15 protein-coding genes are annotated in these 16,139 nt (G+C 41.7%); 14 read left to right on the top strand and 1 reads right to left on the bottom strand.

What is annotated here, in order from left to right:
• Positions 1 to 87 precede the first annotated feature (87 nt).
• Positions 88 to 978 carry a S8 family peptidase gene (locus DWV68_RS02735; RefSeq protein ID WP_118056739.1) on the top strand — a complete coding sequence of 297 codons (891 nt, stop codon included), beginning with the start codon at positions 88 to 90 and terminating at the stop codon, positions 976 to 978.
• A gap of 153 nt (positions 979 to 1,131) precedes the next feature.
• Complete coding sequence (gene cls, locus DWV68_RS02740) at positions 1,132 to 2,667, top strand: cardiolipin synthase (protein WP_118056738.1); 1,536 nt, start codon at positions 1,132 to 1,134, stop codon at positions 2,665 to 2,667.
• Between the two features lie 8 nt (positions 2,668 to 2,675).
• Here cls and DWV68_RS02745 read toward each other — a convergent pair whose 3' ends face one another.
• Positions 2,676 to 3,938, bottom strand: a complete 1,263-nt coding sequence (locus DWV68_RS02745) for a D-alanyl-D-alanine carboxypeptidase family protein (RefSeq protein ID WP_118056737.1) — start codon at positions 3,936 to 3,938, stop codon at positions 2,676 to 2,678.
• Between the two features lie 98 nt (positions 3,939 to 4,036).
• On the opposite strand from DWV68_RS02745, the gene DWV68_RS02750 reads away from it, so the two are divergent.
• The 12 genes from DWV68_RS02750 to DWV68_RS02805 all read left to right on the top strand — a co-directional run bounded on the left by DWV68_RS02750 (position 4,037) and on the right by DWV68_RS02805 (position 16,122).
• Positions 4,037 to 4,894 carry a metallophosphoesterase gene (locus tag DWV68_RS02750; RefSeq protein ID WP_118056736.1) on the top strand — a complete coding sequence of 286 codons (858 nt, stop codon included), beginning with the start codon at positions 4,037 to 4,039 and terminating at the stop codon, positions 4,892 to 4,894.
• 107 nt (positions 4,895 to 5,001) lie between these two features.
• Complete coding sequence (locus DWV68_RS02755; RefSeq protein ID WP_118056735.1) at positions 5,002 to 5,751, top strand: segregation and condensation protein A; 750 nt, start codon at positions 5,002 to 5,004, stop codon at positions 5,749 to 5,751.
• Between the two features lie 23 nt (positions 5,752 to 5,774).
• Positions 5,775 to 6,344: an SMC-Scp complex subunit ScpB gene (scpB, locus tag DWV68_RS02760; RefSeq protein ID WP_022243724.1), complete on the top strand. Its 570-nt coding sequence runs from the start codon at positions 5,775 to 5,777 to the stop codon at positions 6,342 to 6,344.
• Between the two features lie 91 nt (positions 6,345 to 6,435).
• Positions 6,436 to 7,698: a D-alanyl-D-alanine carboxypeptidase family protein gene (locus DWV68_RS02765; RefSeq protein ID WP_242988714.1), complete on the top strand. Its 1,263-nt coding sequence runs from the start codon at positions 6,436 to 6,438 to the stop codon at positions 7,696 to 7,698.
• Positions 7,699 to 7,839: 141 nt separating this feature from the next.
• Positions 7,840 to 9,276 carry an acyl-CoA carboxylase subunit beta gene (locus DWV68_RS02770; protein ID WP_117697184.1) on the top strand — a complete coding sequence of 479 codons (1,437 nt, stop codon included), beginning with the start codon at positions 7,840 to 7,842 and terminating at the stop codon, positions 9,274 to 9,276.
• Between the two features lie 13 nt (positions 9,277 to 9,289).
• Positions 9,290 to 10,024 carry an OadG family protein gene (locus tag DWV68_RS02775; RefSeq protein ID WP_117697185.1) on the top strand — a complete coding sequence of 245 codons (735 nt, stop codon included), beginning with the start codon at positions 9,290 to 9,292 and terminating at the stop codon, positions 10,022 to 10,024.
• Between the two features lie 28 nt (positions 10,025 to 10,052).
• On the top strand, positions 10,053 to 10,418 hold the full coding sequence (locus tag DWV68_RS02780) for a biotin/lipoyl-containing protein (RefSeq protein ID WP_022243728.1): 366 nt from the start codon (positions 10,053 to 10,055) through the stop codon (positions 10,416 to 10,418).
• 10 nt (positions 10,419 to 10,428) lie between these two features.
• Positions 10,429 to 11,580, top strand: a complete 1,152-nt coding sequence (locus DWV68_RS02785; RefSeq protein WP_022243729.1) for a sodium ion-translocating decarboxylase subunit beta — start codon at positions 10,429 to 10,431, stop codon at positions 11,578 to 11,580.
• A 10-nt stretch (positions 11,581 to 11,590) separates the two neighbouring features.
• On the top strand, positions 11,591 to 13,009 hold the full coding sequence (locus DWV68_RS02790) for an oxaloacetate decarboxylase subunit alpha (RefSeq protein WP_022243730.1): 1,419 nt from the start codon (positions 11,591 to 11,593) through the stop codon (positions 13,007 to 13,009).
• A gap of 240 nt (positions 13,010 to 13,249) precedes the next feature.
• Complete coding sequence (locus tag DWV68_RS02795) at positions 13,250 to 13,891, top strand: PilZ domain-containing protein (RefSeq protein WP_118665009.1); 642 nt, start codon at positions 13,250 to 13,252, stop codon at positions 13,889 to 13,891.
• A gap of 73 nt (positions 13,892 to 13,964) precedes the next feature.
• The gene (locus tag DWV68_RS02800) at positions 13,965 to 14,894 is read left to right on the top strand and encodes a MurR/RpiR family transcriptional regulator (protein WP_022243732.1); all 930 of its coding nucleotides are present in this window, start codon (positions 13,965 to 13,967) and stop codon (positions 14,892 to 14,894) included.
• The gene (locus DWV68_RS02805) at positions 14,887 to 16,122 is read left to right on the top strand and encodes an NAD(P)/FAD-dependent oxidoreductase (RefSeq protein WP_117697191.1); all 1,236 of its coding nucleotides are present in this window, start codon (positions 14,887 to 14,889) and stop codon (positions 16,120 to 16,122) included. Before DWV68_RS02800 ends, DWV68_RS02805 begins: the two co-directional genes overlap by 8 nt.
• Positions 16,123 to 16,139: the final 17 nt, after the last annotated feature.

Below are 16,139 nucleotides of genomic sequence, written 5' to 3' on the forward strand. Positions count from 1 at the left end.
ACTTCCTTTTCGGGTATCCGGAAAGCTCTGCCGGTGGTCAAAAATGCTGCACTGCATATATTATAAGAAAACATAAAATGGTGCAGTATGGAACGGGTCAGACAGATTACAAGGGTGAATGAAGCTCATAAACTAGGATATATTGGAAATAATGTCACGGTAGCCGTGATGGATACAGGAATTGGAACTCATATTGATTTTGGACAAAGAATCAGAGGATTTCGTGATTATGTAGGTGATAAGAAGATACTTTATGATGATAACGGTCATGGAACCCATGTTTCCGGAATTATTGCAGGTTCTGGTTTCGCTTCCCATGGACGTTACCGGGGAATGGCTCCGGGAGCACAGATATTTTCGATAAAAGTATTAGACCGCATGGGAAAAGGTAATACCAGACTGGTGGTATCTGCATTAAAATGGCTGATTGCAAATTATGGGAAAATGAATATAAGAATCTTAAATATTTCCGTAGGAATGCTTGCTTCGGCCAGAAGGGAAGAACAGGAGGAATTGTTAGCAGCAATTGAAGCAGTCTGGGACGCAGGAATCGTAGTGGTTGCTGCTGCAGGAAATAACGGGCCAAAGGATAAGAGTATTACGATACCGGGGCTATGCCGGAAGATTATAACGGTGGGCAGCAGTGATGATGAGGAAGGAGAAGTAAAAAATCTGGGTCTGATGCGTGGGTATAGTGGGAGGGGTCCGACGGAAGCCTGCATTATGAAACCAGAAGTAGTGGCTCCTGGAACAGCGATTGTCAGCTGTAAGCGGATGGGAAATGGTTATGAGATGAAAAGTGGAACCTCTATGGCAACACCGGTGGTGGCCGGGGCGGTCGCGGTGCTTTTAAGCCGTTATCCAAATCTAAAACCGGCAGAAGTAAAACTGCGGCTTTATGAGACGAGTGTAGATACTGGAAAATCCAAGCATGCACAGGGCTGGGGGAGGCTGGATGTCATGCGGCTGATTCGATAAAAGAAAATAGCCTGGAAGAGATAAAAAGCAGAAAGAAAGAGACAGAGACAGAGGGAAAGGAATACGCCGGACATTTGATTTCTGGGAGAAAATGCGGTAAAATGAAAAATACGCATAAAATAAGGGGTAGAAAAAGAAAGAGGAGGGAATAAGGTGAAGAAAATAGTTAAAGTTTTAATCAGCAGACTTTTTATCACAGTTTTACTTATTTTACTTCAGTTTGGATATTTATTTTATCTGCTGCTGGAAGTTGGTAAAATGTCTACTTACATCAACCTGATTCTCAATATACTTGCATTTATCGTAGCTTTATTCGTTGTAAATCGAAGAATGAATCCGGCATACCGGCTGGCATGGGTATTTATTATTCTGATGTTTCCATTGCTCGGATTATTGCTGTACGTGGTATTTGGAAGACCGGAACTCACCAGAAAGGCAAGAGAGAAAATGAACCGTGTAAATGAGGAAGTAGAACCGCTTCTTACAGAAGATAGAGCGTGCAGAGAACGGCTGGCAGAAGAAGATTCGGTTGCCGCTGGACAGTCTGCATATATCAGTGACTGGGCGCATTTTCCAGTTTATGAACATACAGCAACAAATTATTATCCGTCCGGAGAAGAAATGTTTCCAGTTATGTTAGAAGAAATCCGGAAAGCGAAAAAGTTTGTTTTTCTGGAATATTTTATTTTAGATGATGGAAAGATGTTCCGGGAGCTGATTCAGCTTTTGAAGGAAAAAGTGGAAGAGGGCGTAGAAGTACGTCTGATTTATGATGATGTTGGCTGCATTACGACACTGCCGAATAATTTCTATAAGGAATTGCAGAAAATCGGAATTAAATGTGCGGCGTTTAATCCGTTGCGGGCGAGACTGGCTGTTATTATGAATAACCGTGACCACAGAAAAATCCTCGTTATTGATGGAAATGTTGCATTTACTGGCGGAATTAATATTGCAGATGAATATATCAATGAAATTGAGCGGTTTGGATACTGGAAGGATACCGGAATCCGTATGAAAGGTGCAGCGGTATGGAGCTTTACCTGTATGTTTCTTGAAATGTGGAATTATATAATAAATTCCACGGAGGATTATGAGAAGTTCCGGCCGGATGCAGACTATGTGGCAAAGATTCCATCCGTTGGATATGTGCAGCCGTATAGTGATACACCGTTAGATCACGAAAATACCGGCGAGAATGTATACATGAACATTATTAATTCAGCACAAAAGTATGTCTACATTTTCACCCCGTATCTGATTATTGACCATGAAATGCTGGTAAGCCTTCAGAATGCGGCAAAACGTGGTGTGGATGTGCGGATTGTAACACCTGGAATTCCGGATAAGAAATTTGTTTATCTTCTGACACAGGCAGATTATGGTGTTCTTATTGAAAGTGGTGTAAAGATTTATCAGTATACACCGGGATTTATTCATGCAAAGAGTTTTGTCTGTGATGATAAAATTGCTACCGTAGGCAGTATCAATCTGGATTACCGCAGTATGTATCTGCATTTTGAATGCGGAGTCTGGTGCTATAAGACCGAGGCAGTGCTGCAGTTAAAAGAAGATGCACTTGCGGTAATCGGACAGTCACAGCAGATTGATCTGGAATTCTGCAAACACAGATTTGTAGGAGTACGGATGATACAGACCTGTCTGCGTCTGCTGGCCCCGCTTTTGTAGAAAAGGTTTTACAGGGAGAAGAAATAAGTAAGCGTCTTACGAAAATAATCCTGATAGGTAGCTTTTGGAATTGTAGTATCATATAAGACACGGATGGAGCCGATTTCTTTTTCATTTAATGTATAGTAAAGTGTGCCGGCTTCTTTTCCCTGTGTTACCGGAGCTTTTATTTCTTCTGGAAGAGAAAGCTTTTTTTCAATAAGATTTAAGTCATTTCCTGCAGTATCAAGATATGAAAAGGTTCCTTCATAGGAAAGACTGACCTTTTTATCAGTGCCACCCCGTACTGATAATTCCGGCAGAGCGGGCGGTGTGGTATCCTGATAGAGCCGGCATACGGAAAAACCATAGTCTAAAAGGGCGGACGCATCAGCAAAACGCACTTTATAATCCGGTGCAGCCATAATGACTGCGATGAGTTTAATGTTATCTTTTTCAGCAGTGGCTGAGACACAGTACTTGGCAAGACCGGTGGAACCGGTTTTTAATCCAGTGGCATAGGCGTATTGTTTGATGAGCTTATTGGTGTTGGTTAAACCAAATTCGGAAGACCCTTTTTTCGTGACATGGGTAATATTTTCCATCCAGATGGTGGAATAATTATGTATCTGCGGATATTTTGTGATTAATTCCCGGGACATTAGAGCAACATCATAGGCACTGGTCATATGATTGTCAACGTCAAGACCGCAGCAGTTAACAAAGTTGGTATCCTTCATACCAAGTCCGGCAGCCCGCTCATTCATCTGGGCAACGAAGGCATCTTCCGAACCGGCAATGAATTCTGCCATGGCAACGCAGGCGTCATTGGCACTGGCAACACTGATACACTTTATCATGGTATCAACGGTCTGGGTTTCACCCGGCTCTAAGAAGACCTGGGAACCGCCCATGCTTGCAGCATGTTCCGAAACTGTGACAACATCATCCAGGGAAATTTTTTGTGCGTCCAGAGCATCGAAAATCAGAATCAGTGTCATGATTTTCGTAATGCTGGCAGGATGCAGGATGGAATGAGCATCCTTTTCATAGATGATGGTTCCGGTAGATGCTTCCATTAAAAGAGCGCTGGGAGCGGACAATGCGACCGGAGCAGATGCATCGGAAGCAGCATCCGGATTGGAAGAATCTGGCATGGAAGCATCCGGGGACGGATTGCCGGATTCTGTAGAACTTTCGTTTTCTGCAAGAACAGAAAATTGTGATGCCATTGGTAAAAAGGCCGGGCTGAGAAGAGACAGGCTTATGAAAATGGAAAGAATGGTATGCATAAGAATACCTCCGGTATGTTCTATTACATTTTAATAGAGAAGAGAAAAAAATATGCAGATAAAGCATGGTTTATTTTGTTGATGCAAAGAGGTGAAAGATGTTATTAAAAATCATTATTGTAATAGCATGTGTGATTTTGGTTTACATAATCTGGCAGTGGCAGGAATTAAAAAAATTTGCAAGAACGGATTATGAGATAAAAAGTGGTAAAGTGCAAAGAGAATATAAGGCAGCAGTACTGGCAGATTTGCATGGTTTTCAGTATGGAAAAGACAACATCCCGCTTTTAGATGCAATTAGAAGTGGACAGCCGGATCTGATTCTGATTCCAGGAGATATGGTGGTCAGCAGGAAAAGTGACACCTATGAGACAGCGTTAAAGATATTGGAAGAGCTGTGCAGGATTGCACCGGTTTATTATTCTTACGGAAATCATGAATCCCGTGCCCACATAAGAAAAAGTAAGTATCAGGAGAAATTTTTCGCTTTTGAAAATAAGGTAAAAGAGCTTGGCATCCATGTACTGCATAATGAAACAGAAGCTTTTGGAGAACTGGCGGTTACCGGGCTTGAAATTCCATTGTCCTGTTATAAAAAAGGAGTGGATGTGCCACTTCCACAGGATTATCTTGAGAAAACGCTTCCGGAGCAGACGGAAGATACATTTCAGGTGCTGTTAGCACACAATCCAAGATACGCGAAGGAATATGCAGACTGGGGAGCGGATTTGACTCTTTGCGGACATAATCATGGAGGACTGATACGGATTCCGGGTGTTGGAAGCCTGATTTCTCCGCAGTTTCAGTGGTTCCCGAAATATGATGCAGGAGCCTTTGATTTTGAGGGAAAGAAAGTAATCGTAAGCCGGGGGCTTGGAACCCATACCTTTCATATCAGAATCTTTAACCGGGCGGAACTTGTGTTTATGGTTATAAAACCACAAGATATTGCTTGATTTGTGGTATAAAGTTGTGAAAAACACTAAATCTTGTGAAAACACTTGCGTTTTTTCTTAGATACCGTTAAAATAGATGTGCTAGGAAAGAATGGAGAGGTTTTGAAATGGAATTAACAGTAAAGCTGCAGGTGTTCGAAGGACCATTAGATTTGCTCCTTCATCTGCTGGATAAGAATAAAGTAAATATCTATGATATCCCAATTGTGGAGATTACCAATCAGTATATGGAATATATCCGGGAAATGAAGCGGCAGGATTTAAATGTTATGAGTGAGTTCTTAGTCATGGCAGCCACACTGATTGATATTAAATCAAAGATGCTTCTTCCGGCAAAAGAGACAGAAGAAGAGGAAGCAGAAGACCCGAGAGCAGAACTGGTAGAACAGCTTTTGGAATATAAGATGTATAAATGCATTTCCTATGAATTAAAAGACCGTCAGATGGATGCGGAAAAGGTGATGTTTAAGGAGCCGACGATTCCGGACGAGGTAGCTGCCTATGAAGAGCCGGTGGATTTAGAGGAACTGATGGCAGATGTCACATTGAAGAAATTGAATGATATTTTCAAATCCATCATGCGTAAGCAGGAAGATAAGATTGACCCGGTTCGTTCCAAATTTGGCAAGATTGAGAAAGAAGAAGTATCACTGTCCGATAAAATGGTATATTTAGAGCAGTATGCAATGGCACATCCACATTTCAGCTTCCGCAGTCTTTTAGAAGCACAGTGTGGCAAGATGGAGATTATCGTGACCTTCCTTGCAGTGCTTGAGCTGATGAAAATGGGCAAGATAACCATTTATCAGGATAAAATATTTGATGATATCAGAATAGAGTCCAAGGTTGCAGCCTAGGCTCTTATTATATGAGGGTAGTAATGGAAGAAAAGAATTATGAAGCAATTATAGAAGCAATTTTATTTACCATGGGGGAATCGGTAGAATTGGATAAAATTGCCAATGCAATTGAATTAGACAAACAGGAAACCAAAAAGAAAATAGAAGCACTCCGGCAGAAATATGAGCAGGAAGAAAGAGGTATCCAGATTATCGAACTGGACGGCGCTTATCAGATGTGTACGAAGAATGAAATGTATGAATATCTGATTCGGATTGCAAAACAGCCAAAGAAGCGTGTCCTTACAGACGTACTGTTGGAGACCTTATCCATCATTGCTTATAAGCAGCCAATCACTAAGGCGGAGATTGAAAAAATCCGTGGCGTATCCTGCGACCATGCAGTAAGCAAACTGGTGGAATATAATCTGGTCAATGAAGTGGGAAGATTGGATGCTCCGGGCAGACCGATGCTATTTGGCACAACAGAGGAATTCTTACGGAGCTTTGGGGTGCATTCCATCGATGAACTCCCGGTGCTGAATGAAGACCAGGTGGAAGAATTCAAGCATCAGGCTGAACAGGAAGCAGAAATGAAGCTTGAAGTATAGCAACAGGGAATGTAGTAAGCGGAAGTATAATCGAAGTATAATCATAGAAAGAAATGAATAGAATGCAGAGAAAATGTATTTCGGAGCGGTCATGAAAAAGAGACGGTGGAAGAAAATGACAGCATTATCTCTGCTTTTTATATTTTTTAGTTCCAATCATATTCCGGCAGAACCGCTGCCACAGGATAATCCGGATGAAACGCAGGAAGAAAATGAAATAGAAATCGAAGAACCAAAGAATTTGTACGCGCTGTCTGCATGCTTAATGGATGCGGATTCAGGGCGTATTTTGTTTGGAAAAGAAGAGGATGTGCGCCGGGCAAATGCCAGTACGACAAAGATTATGACATTGATTGTAACCTTAGAGCATGCAGATTTAAATGACGTGGTTACATTTTCTGATTATGCAGCCTCCCAGCCGGATGTGCAGCTGAATGGAGCAAGTGGGGAACAGTTTTTATTAAAAGACCTTTGTTTCTCTCTGATGTTAGAATCCCACAATGATTCGGCAGTGGCAATTGCGGAACATGTGGCAGGAAGTGTGGAGGCATTTGCTGGCTTGATGAATGAGAAGGCGGCGGAGCTTGGCTGCATGGATACCTATTTCCTTACGCCAAACGGACTGGATAAGGAAGATGAAAACGGATTCCATGGAACGACAGCAGCCGACCTTGCCCGGATTATGAGCTATTGCATCAATGAGTCTCCCATGAAAGAGACTTTTCTTGAAATTACGCAGACACCGTCCTATTCCTTTTCTAATATAGAAGGAACACGAAACTACAGCTGCAATAATCATAACCGTTTCCTTACGATGATGGACGGAGCAATCAGTGGTAAAACCGGTTTTACGGGCAATGCCGGATACTGTTATGTGGGAGCATTGCGGCGGGATGACCGTACCTATGTGGTGGCACTTTTGGGCTGCGGCTGGCCAAACAATAAGAACTATAAATGGGCAGATACAAAACAGCTGATGCAGTATGGAATCGATTCTTTTGAAAAGGTAAATCTTCTGGAGTTGGAAATCCCCAAGGAAGCAGAATGTCCCCTTGAGATAAGTGGGGCAAAGACAGAAGACTGTAGCAGAATTAAGATGACAGAGGTTCAGAACAGGACAGAGGAAAAACAGATAGAAAATATACTGCTTCGTAAGGATGAATCCATTGAATTTAAATTGGAGAGAAAGCAGAGACTTGAGGCTCCGGTGGAAGCAGGAACTACTGTTGGAACCCTTAAGTATATACTGAACGGGCAGGTGGTGAGAGAGGAAGAACTTGTCTTAAAAGACAGTGTTCCGGCATGGGATTACCGCTACAGCTGCCTCAGAATGGTTGACCTTTTTTCTTTATAAAGTCAGAAAATCAGCCATAAAATGCGATATGTAAAATCTGTGAAAAAATTAACAATTTGCTATTGAAAAGTTTTGGTCAATGTACTACAATTACCCTAGCGAAAAATTTTATTTTTTCTAAAATAGATGGAGGACTAAGAGATGAGCAACAGAAGTAATAACTTAGCAGAACAGAGAATTTGCCGTTTGCTGGATGAAAACAGCTTTATGGAAATCGGTTCTCTGGTAACCGCAAGAAATACGGATTTTAATCTGGCAGATGAAGCTACGCCATCAGATGGTGTCATTACCGGACATGGTCTGATTGATGGTAATCTGGTATTTGTCTACAGTCAGGATTCTTCCGTATTAAATGGAACAATTGGCGAGATGCATGCAAAGAAAATTGCAGCTGTTTATGACAGGGCGATGAAGATGGGTGCACCGGTAATCGGACTTTTGGATTGTGCCGGAGTTCGTCTTCAGGAATCAGTAGATGCTTTGAATGCATTAGGAATGATTTATGAAAAACAGGTTATGGCATCCGGAGTAATTCCACAGATTTGTGCTGTATTTGGCAACTGTGGCGGCGGACTTACCGTAGTACCTGGATTATGTGATTTTGCATATATGGAAGCTGATAAAGCCAAAATGTTTGTAAATGCACCAAACGCAATCGAAGGAAATTACGTTGGAAAATGTGATACTTCTTCTGCAGATTTCCAGAGCACAGAGACCGGCGTCATTGATATGGCAGGTTCTGAAGAAGAAATCTTTGCACAGATTCGTGAACTGGTCTGCATGCTTCCGGCAGATAACACAGAGAATGGTTATATGGAAGACTGTGAAGATGATTTGAACCGTGCATGCGAAAATGTAGATACCATGAAAGGCGATCCTCGTTTCGTATTAAGCGAGATTTCTGATAATCACAATTTCTTAGAGACAAAGAAGGATTATGCAAAGAGCATGGTAACCGGATTCATCCAGTTAAACGGACTGACTGTCGGTGCTGTTGCTAACTGCACAGAAGAATATGATGAAGAAGGAAAGAAAGTCGCAGAGCATGATGCAGCACTTTGTGCAAAAGGCTGTGAAAAAGCTTCTGAATTCATCCAGTTCTGTGATGCATTTGATATTCCTGTATTATCTCTTACCAATGTGGCTGGATTTACAGCAACAAAATGCAGCGAAAGAAGACTTGCAAAAGCTCTGGCTAAACTTACATATGCATTTGCAAATGCTACCGTTCCTAAGGTTAGCCTTCTTACCGGTAATGCTTACGGAAGTGCAGCAGTAATGATGAACTCCAAAGCAATCGGTGCTGACCTTGTATACGCATGGCCGGATGTTAAGACCGGTATGATGGATGCACGTCTTGCAGCAGAGATTATGTATGCAGACGCTGATGCGGACAAGCTTGCTGAGAAAGCAAAAGAATATGAGGCATTACAGTCTAACGTTGTAACTGCAGCTAAGAGAGGATATGTAGACTTGATTATTGAGCCTGCTGATACCAGAAAATATCTTGTAGCAGCTTTTGAAATGCTGTTTACAAAACGTATGGATACTCCATATAAGAAACATGGAACAAAATAGAAAGGTGAATCTTATGAAGAAAAAATTGTGGATGCTTGTATGTGTTTGTCTGCTTGCATTTTCTGTTACGGCCTGTGGTAAGACAGATCAGACTTCAATAACATTCAATGGAGGCACCTATGACCAGTGGAAGGATACAGTACAACAGACAGTACAGCAGATAACTACTGTGTCAGAAGCTGATATTGATAATGCTCTTTCTTCCATTTCAGAGAAGAGCGATGCAGTAAACTACAACTTCTATAGCAGTTGGAAAGAAGCTGTTGCTGACGAAGGAGATTTCCAGGGATTTGGTGACTTTACCATGACAGAGTCAAATAAGACAATGGTAATGGAACAGACATTGAATTATACCAACCGTGATTTGAGTTTTACTGTTGTATTTGATACAACTACAGACACACCGGAACTTACCAGTATGACATTTGACAAGGTATATTCACTTGGCGAGAAAATGGGCAAAGCCGGAATGAATACACTTATGGGCATGGGTACCGTATTTGTAATCTTAATTTTAATCAGTATTATTATTTATGCATTCCGCATTATTCCTTATTTACAGAATAAGAAAAAGAATGCGGCTGATGCAACTGCTGCAAAAGAAGATAAAGTAGTAGAACAGATTGCTCAGAAAGAAGAGCTGGTTCAGGATGATTTGGAACTTGTTGCAGTTATCTCTGCTGCAATTGCGGCAGCAACAGGAAGTTCTACAGATGGATTTGTAGTACGTTCCATTAAGAGAAGATAGTTTGAAGAATAATTAGGAGGATATAAAGATGAAAAACTATACAATTACAGTAAATGGAAATGTTTATGATGTTACCGTAGAAGAGAACGGAGCATCTGCACCTGTAGCTGCACCAAGAAAGGCAGCAGCAGCTCCTGCAGCAAAAGCAGCAGCACCTAAGGCAGCAGCCGGAGCAGGAAGCATTAAGATTGAAGCCGGAGCAGCCGGAAAAGTATTCAAGATTGAGGCTCAGCCTGGAACAGCAGTAAAGAAAGGTGATGCAGTTCTGATTCTTGAAATTATGAAAATGGAGACTCCTGTTGTTGCACCGGAAGACGGAACAGTTGCAAGCATCGAAGTTGCAGTTGGTGACAGCGTAGAAGCAGGAGCATTACTTGCTACAATGAACAACTAGGAGGAAAATTATGTTAAGTTATGTTGGAGACACAATGAGTAACCTCCTGCATCAGACTGCATTCTTTAACCTGACCTGGGGTAACTACCTTATGATTGTAATTGCCTGCGTATTCTTATATCTGGCAATCAAGAAAGGTTATGAACCTCTTCTTTTGGTTCCGATTGCATTTGGTATGCTTCTGGTTAACATTTATCCGGACATTATTGCAAGTCCGGAAGAGACCAGCAATGGTGTCGGTGGTTTACTTTATTATTTCTATACTCTGGATGAGTGGTCAATCTTACCTTCTCTGATTTTCCTTGGAGTTGGTGCGATGACAGACTTTGGCCCTTTGATTGCAAACCCAATCAGCTTCCTTTTAGGAGCAGCAGCACAGTTCGGTATTTTCGGAGCTTACCTGCTTGCAATTCTGATGGGATTCAATGACAAGGGAGCAGCAGCCGTATCTATTATCGGTGGAGCAGATGGTCCGACTTCTATCTTCCTTGCCGGTAAATTAGGACAGGCTGCATTGATGGGACCGATTGCGGTGGCAGCATATTCTTATATGTCTCTGGTTCCGATTATTCAGCCGCCAATTATGAAACTGTTTACAACAAAGAAAGAACGTGCAATCAAGATGGAGAACCTTCGTCCGGTATCCAAACTGGAGAAGATTTTGTTCCCAATCGTAGTTACTACAATTGTATGTCTGATTCTTCCGACAACCGCTCCGTTGGTTGGTATGCTTATGCTTGGTAACCTCTTCCGTGAGTCTGGTGTAGTCAGACAGCTTACAGATACAGCATCCAATGCTTTGATGTATATCGTAGTTATTCTTCTGGGTACTTCCGTTGGTGCATCTACCAGTGCAGAAGCATTCTTAAATGTCAGCACACTTAAGATTGTTGCTCTTGGACTGATTGCATTTATGTTTGGTACTGCAGCCGGAGTCCTCTTTGGAAAACTGCTTTGCTGGATTACCAAAGGAAAAATTAATCCGTTGATTGGTTCTGCCGGAGTTTCCGCCGTGCCTATGGCTGCGCGTGTATCGCAGAAGGTCGGTGCAGAAGAAGACCCGACAAACTTTTTACTTATGCATGCAATGGGACCAAACGTTGCCGGTGTTATCGGTACAGCAGTAGCTGCCGGTGTATTTATGGCAATCTTTGGTATATAGGAGGATAGAAATGTCAGAAGAAATGAAAAAACCTTTAAAAATTACAGAAACTGTTCTTCGTGATGCACATCAGTCTCTGATTGCAACCAGAATGACAACAGAACAGATGCTTCCAATTATCCCGAAAATGGATGAAGTTGGATATTATGCAGTAGAGTGCTGGGGTGGAGCAACATTTGATGCCTGCCTTCGTTTCTTAAAGGAAGATCCATGGGAGAGACTTCGTAAATTAAGAGATGGATTTAAGAAAACTAAACTTCAGATGCTGTTTCGTGGACAGAATATCTTAGGATATCGTCCATATGCAGATGATGTGGTTGAGTATTTCGTACAGAAATCTATTGCAAACGGAATTGATATTATCCGTATTTTTGACTGCTTAAATGATGTTCGTAACCTTCAGACAGCAGTAACAGCATGTAACAAAGAAAAAGGACATGCTCAGGTTGCATTATCCTATACATTAGGAGATGCTTATACCTTGGATTACTGGATGGAAATGGCAAAGAGAGTAGAAGACATGGGTGCTGATTCCTTATGTATTAAGGATATGGCAGGACTTTTAGTTCCTCAGAAAGCAACCGAACTGATTCAGGCTCTGAAATCTTCAACCAGCCTTCCAATCGAACTGCATACACATTATACTTCCGGTGTAGCTTCCATGACATACATGAAAGCTGTAGAAGCTGGATGTGATATTATCGATACTGCAATGTCACCATTTGCACTTGGTACCAGCCAGCCTGCAACCGAAGTTATGGTAGAAGCATTCAAGGGAACACAGTATGATACCGGTCTTGACCAGAACAAACTGGCTGAAATCGCTGATTACTTCCGCCCAATGCGTGAGGAAGCATTAGACAGCGGTCTGATGAATCCAAAGGTACTTGGTGTTAATATCAAGACTTTATTATATCAGGTACCGGGTGGAATGTTATCCAACCTGATTTCCCAGTTAAAAGAGCAGGGACAGGAAGATAAATACGAAGAAGTACTGGCTGAAGTACCTCGTGTTCGTAAAGACCTTGGTGAGCCACCACTTGTTACACCTTCTTCCCAGATTGTTGGTACACAGGCTGTATTTAACGTATTAATGGGTGAGCGTTACAAAGTTGCTACCAAAGAGACCAAGGATATTCTTCTTGGAAAATATGGTCAGACTGTAAAACCTTTCAATCCGGAAGTTGTGGATAAGGTTCTCGGTGCTGACAAAGATAAGGCAATTACCTGCCGTCCGGCAGACTTACTTGAGCCTGAATTAGATAAGATTGAAGCTGAAATGAAACAGTACAAACAGCAGGATGAAGATGTATTATCCTATGCATTATTCCCACAGGTTGCTACTGAGTTCTTCAAATATCGTCAGGCACAGCAGACGAAAGTTGATACAACAATTGCAGATACAAAGAACGGAGCATATCCGGTATAGGGTACCTTGCTATCTATAGCAGTAAAGAAGCGGCTACAGACAAATATGTCTGTAGCTGTTTTCCTTTTGATGGGTATAATGGAATATCAGAATTACATAAAAATTCTATGGACAAGAGGACAAAAGATTGCTATGATGAAGTCATGATTTGTCATGGGGTAGACAATTTTAATTGCAAAGCATTTGAAAATATTGTGGCAGTTCTTTCACGGTATTTTGAGAGGGAAAAGGTGAAGGACAATGAAACTGTATGAATTGGGGACAGGGGAGCCGGTGCAGGTGCTGGTGAAAGTGGAGAATGCTTCAGCAGAATATGATAGTACAGTTGCTTTTGGAAAAGGAGGCATTTTATTAATCGAGCCAATACGTTATGATGGGAAAATTATTAACTTTTCCGGAGATAAGGTGCATATCAGTGTGATTTATATGGAAGATGGAATCAAACCGCTGATATGGGAGGGGTGCAGAATGCAGACCGTCCAGGCAGGAAAAGAAAAATATCACGCAATTGTATGTAAACGTGATGGAATGAGATGGAACCGCAGACAGGCATACCGCCAGTATCTGGGACTGGATGGAATGTTGTCCATTGACAGTACAAGAGCAAATTATTCTGTGATTGTAAAAGATATCAGTGCAACCGGAGTGTCCTTTGTGGGGGTGCCGGATATGAATTATCTTTCCATGGGACCGTTTCATTTGACGTTTGAAGATAAAGCAAGCAGGCTTAAAGTGCAGTTATCCGGTATGGCTGTTCGTCAGGAGCCGGTAGATGAAACGAAAGTGATTGTAGGATGTACGGTAAAGCAGGCAAATCTCGACTTGGGGACTTATGTCGCCTCCAAGCAGAAGCAGGAAATTGCCAGACGACATGGAAACTGACGAAAATCCTGCAAAAAAATGTTAAAATGACATAAAAAATGCAAAATATTTGTAGAATCGAGAAGAAGGAACTATGAATGGGAATACTAATGATTTGACCAGTCGAATCAACGAATGTTATGGAAGTTTAAGCAAAGGACAGAAAATATTAGCAACCTATATTACGGATAATTATGATAAGGCTGTATTTCTTACGGCAGCAAAAATGGGACAGGTAGTAGGTGTGAGCGAATCGACTGTAGTACGATTTGCTACACATTTAGGCTATAAGGGTTATCCGGAATTTCAGAAGGCTTTAGAGGAGATGGTTCGGAATAAGCTCAACTCCATTCAGCGTATGGAAGTGACTTATGGAAGAATCAGCCAGTCGCATATATTAGAAACGGTATTGCAGTCGGATCAGGAGAAAATTAAGGATACCTTGGAACATATTGATGAGCATGCTTTTGAACTGGCAGTAGATACCATTATCAAAGCAAAACATATTTATATTGTTGGAATACGAAGCTGCGCTCCACTGGCAGCTTTTATGGCGTTTTACTTTAATCTGATGTTTGAAAATGTGACATTGCTTCAGACCAATAATTCCAGTGAATTATTTGAACAGATGGTGCGAATCAGTAAGGATGATGTCATTATCGGAATCAGTTTTCCAAGATATTCCATGCGTACCTTAAAGGCAATGGAATTTGCCAATAACCGGAATGCAAAAGTAATTACATTAACAGATAGTGTGCATTCCCCAATGAATTTATATTCTTCCTGTAATCTGATTGCAAGAAGTGATATGGCATCTATTGTGGATTCTCTGGTGGCACCGCTTAGTGTTATCAACGCACTGATTGTTGCTCTGTGTATGAAGAAGCAGGGTGAGGTTGCCAAGACATTGGAGACCCTGGAGGATATCTGGAATGAATACCAGGTATATGAAAATGATGAAATTAATTATATTGATGATAAAATCAAAATGAGATATGCCAAATTAGGAGATGCAGATGAGTAAGGTACTTGTAATCGGCGGTGGACCGGCGGGCTGTTTTGCGGCAATTGCTGCAGCAGAACAGGGACATCAGGTCGTATTGTTAGAACGCAATGAGAAAATCGGGAAAAAATTATTCATTACCGGAAAAGGAAGATGCAACCTTACCAATGCATGTGATACGGAAGAACTATTTTCAAACATTCCAAGGAATTCCAAGTTCTTATACAGCGCAATCTATTCTTATGACAATTTCCGGGTCATGGATTTCTTTGAACAGAATGGAACACCGGTAAAGGTGGAACGGGGAAACCGTGTATTTCCGGTATCAGACCATTCGTCGGATGTCATTGCAGCCTTAAAACGCTCCCTGGATGCACATAAAGTAAAGATTATGTATCATACAACGGTAGAAAAGCTTATGGTATCGGAGAATTGTGTACATGGAGTAATTACTGCAGAGGGAAAGAAAATGCCGGCAGATGCAGTAGTTATTGCAACAGGCGGCTGTTCTTATGCATCTACCGGTTCTACCGGGGATGGTTATCGTTTCGCAGAAGCCTGCGGACATACCATAAAAACCTGCAGTCCATCCCTTGTGCCTTTTAACGCAGAAGAGGAATATGTCAAAGAATTGCAGGGGCTATCGTTGAAAAATGTAAAGGCGAGCATTTATCAGGGCAAAAAGCTTTTGTATGAAGCTTTTGGAGAAATGTTATTTACCCATTTTGGCGTAAGTGGACCTCTGATGTTAAGCGCCAGCAGCGTGGTAAATGATGCGGTAAGAAAACAGCCGTTGCAATTATACATTGACTGGAAACCCGCACTTTCAGAAGAACAGTTAGATCACAGAATTTTAAGGGACTTTGAAGAGGCAAAGAACCGGCAGGTGATTCATGGAATTGAAAAATTATATCCGTCCAAATTCCTGCCGATTATTTTAAGACTTGCTAAGATTCCAGCAGAAAAGCGTGTCAATGAAGTAACCAAAGAGGAACGGCAGCGCCTGGTGGAACTGACAAAGAAGTTCCCGGTTACACTGACTGGTTTACGGGGCTTTTCGGAAGCCATTATTACAAAGGGCGGTGTTTCTGTAAAAGAAGTAAATCCATCGACCATGGAATCAAAATTAACAAAGCATCTTTATTTTGCCGGAGAGGTATTGGATTTGGATGCATTTACCGGCGGCTTTAATCTGCAGATTGCCTGGTCTACCGGATATCTGGCAGGAAGCAGTATTGGAAATGAATAAAGAGAATAAAAAAGCAG

The organism is Roseburia sp. AF12-17LB (assembly GCF_003479605.1).
Taxonomy (GTDB): domain Bacteria; phylum Bacillota; class Clostridia; order Lachnospirales; family Lachnospiraceae; genus Roseburia_C; species Roseburia_C amylophila.

Coding starts and splice junctions, on each gene's coding strand:
- DWV68_RS02735 (WP_118056739.1), top strand. CDS start 88: ATGGAACGGGTCAGACAGATTACAAGGGTGAATGAAGCTCATAAACTA.
- DWV68_RS02745 (WP_118056737.1), bottom strand. CDS start 3,938: ATGCATACCATTCTTTCCATTTTCATAAGCCTGTCTCTTCTCAGCCCG.
- DWV68_RS02750 (WP_118056736.1), top strand. CDS start 4,037: ATGTTATTAAAAATCATTATTGTAATAGCATGTGTGATTTTGGTTTAC.
- DWV68_RS02755 (WP_118056735.1), top strand. CDS start 5,002: ATGGAATTAACAGTAAAGCTGCAGGTGTTCGAAGGACCATTAGATTTG.
- scpB (WP_022243724.1), top strand. CDS start 5,775: ATGGAAGAAAAGAATTATGAAGCAATTATAGAAGCAATTTTATTTACC.
- DWV68_RS02765 (WP_242988714.1), top strand. CDS start 6,436: ATGAAAAAGAGACGGTGGAAGAAAATGACAGCATTATCTCTGCTTTTT.
- DWV68_RS02770 (WP_117697184.1), top strand. CDS start 7,840: ATGAGCAACAGAAGTAATAACTTAGCAGAACAGAGAATTTGCCGTTTG.
- DWV68_RS02775 (WP_117697185.1), top strand. CDS start 9,290: ATGAAGAAAAAATTGTGGATGCTTGTATGTGTTTGTCTGCTTGCATTT.
- DWV68_RS02780 (WP_022243728.1), top strand. CDS start 10,053: ATGAAAAACTATACAATTACAGTAAATGGAAATGTTTATGATGTTACC.
- DWV68_RS02785 (WP_022243729.1), top strand. CDS start 10,429: ATGTTAAGTTATGTTGGAGACACAATGAGTAACCTCCTGCATCAGACT.
- DWV68_RS02790 (WP_022243730.1), top strand. CDS start 11,591: ATGTCAGAAGAAATGAAAAAACCTTTAAAAATTACAGAAACTGTTCTT.
- DWV68_RS02795 (WP_118665009.1), top strand. CDS start 13,250: ATGAAACTGTATGAATTGGGGACAGGGGAGCCGGTGCAGGTGCTGGTG.
- DWV68_RS02800 (WP_022243732.1), top strand. CDS start 13,965: ATGAATGGGAATACTAATGATTTGACCAGTCGAATCAACGAATGTTAT.
- DWV68_RS02805 (WP_117697191.1), top strand. CDS start 14,887: ATGAGTAAGGTACTTGTAATCGGCGGTGGACCGGCGGGCTGTTTTGCG.